This window comes from Atopococcus tabaci DSM 17538 (genome assembly GCF_000429585.1).
In the GTDB taxonomy this organism is placed as follows: domain Bacteria; phylum Bacillota; class Bacilli; order Lactobacillales; family Carnobacteriaceae_A; genus Atopococcus; species Atopococcus tabaci.
Genome location: NZ_AUCD01000125.1, coordinates 1 through 1,567, shown reverse-complemented (window position 1 = coordinate 1,567; position 1,567 = coordinate 1). Strand labels below are relative to the sequence as shown.

General features: G+C 38.7%; 1 protein-coding gene. It reads left to right on the top strand.

Annotated features, from left to right (window positions below):
* The first annotated feature begins 104 nt into the window (after positions 1 to 104).
* Positions 105 to 1,499: an ISLre2 family transposase gene (locus tag G470_RS14320; protein ID WP_084172199.1), complete on the top strand. Its 1,395-nt coding sequence runs from the start codon at positions 105 to 107 to the stop codon at positions 1,497 to 1,499.
* The last annotated feature ends 68 nt before the right edge of the window (positions 1,500 to 1,567 follow it).

The window sequence follows — 1,567 nt, the reverse complement described above, 5'->3', positions numbered from 1 at the left end:
GTTAGTGTAAAATAGTTCTCGGTAAGTCATCTATTGTTTATTGGACAAAAAGAAACGAGACCTTTATTCTAAAAGTTACCACACAAATAGAAAGAGGTCTCGTTATGAACAATATAATAGCACAAATCATTGCATTGTGGAAGGAAGAAGATACCCTACTTGATATAGAAAGCCATTTAAACCTATGGTTTCAAGGATGGAATGAATGGATAATGAAATACGCAATAGAACGAATGGACAAGGAACTGTATTACCACTATAAGCAAGAGGGCTGGAAAATAGATAGAATAGAACAGCGAACCGTCCAATTTCAGTTTGGTCAGGTGACCTATTATAGAAGACGATTAAAAAAAGCAGGAGAACGATCTTTTCTAGCGTTGGACAAAGCATTGGGTCTCGAAAAGTATAAACGTCATTCTCCTCATGTTAAAGCAGCCATGGCTCAGCTAGGTGCTCAAATGCCTTATAGACAAGCCGAAAAGGCCTTAAAACTATCCGGCTCTGTCAGAGCCAGTCACACGACCATTCATCAAGCAACACAAGAAGTAGGCGAAAAAGTTGAACAGTATCTCCGTCAGTATAGCTATTCTTCGTCAAATCAAAAAAGTAGAAAAGTAAAAGCGATCTTTATTGAAGGCGATGGAGTTGTCATCAAAGGAAGAGAAAGCAAGTCTCCGGTTATTCATAGAATCGTTATACATGAAGGAGTGAATAGGGAGAAAAAGCGGCATACACTGATTAACCCTATGGTTTTTTCCAGTGTAGAATCTAGTCAGGATGCCTTTAAGCAAGCCGCTCATTATTTAAATCAGGTATACAATTTAAAAGATACCATTGTGGTTACGAACAGTGATGGCGGCAGTGGCTATGAAGCAGATAAATTTGAATCCATGGTTGGTTATAGTAAGCAGCACGAGCATTTTAGAGACTTATTTCATGTGCACAAAAAGATAAAAGAACGTTTATCCTTTGATAAGCCAATGGCCAAGCAGGTGGAGAAAGCTATCTATCAATATGATTGGGATAGAATTGAAACACTTTGTGCCACCATCGAAAGTCGTCTGATTGATCTTCCCGAAGTCATTATAGAAGATCGATTGGAACAGATTAGAAAGCTCAAAAATTACTTATCTCGGAACTGGGTTTATATCAAACCGTTTAAGAAGCGTGAATTATCGATTGATAGAGGCACAGGGGTTGGAGAGACGGGTCATCGTCTGTATACATATCGCATGAAGAGACAAGGCCGAAGCTGGACAAAAAAAGGAGCTAGCCACGTTGTGGCAATTCTCACTGCAGAGAAAAATGGGCTTTTACAGACAGCTTTAACAGCTGAAATAACAGATAAAGTCGAATCACTAGGTGAAGAGATTAAAGGAGCTGTCCGTCAAGCGTTAAAGAAAATAGATTCTACGGCCCAAACAATCCAAACGGGTTCTATCGTCAATTATGGTCCGAAAAGCAGCTTTATAGGCCAACTAGCCCTTTCATTTAGTTAAATGAATAGAAACAAATAACCGCATTTATATTAAGGGTCATTTAGAATAAAGGTTACCGAGGAAAACTT

Coding starts and splice junctions, on each gene's coding strand:
- G470_RS14320 (WP_084172199.1), top strand. CDS start 105: ATGAACAATATAATAGCACAAATCATTGCATTGTGGAAGGAAGAAGAT.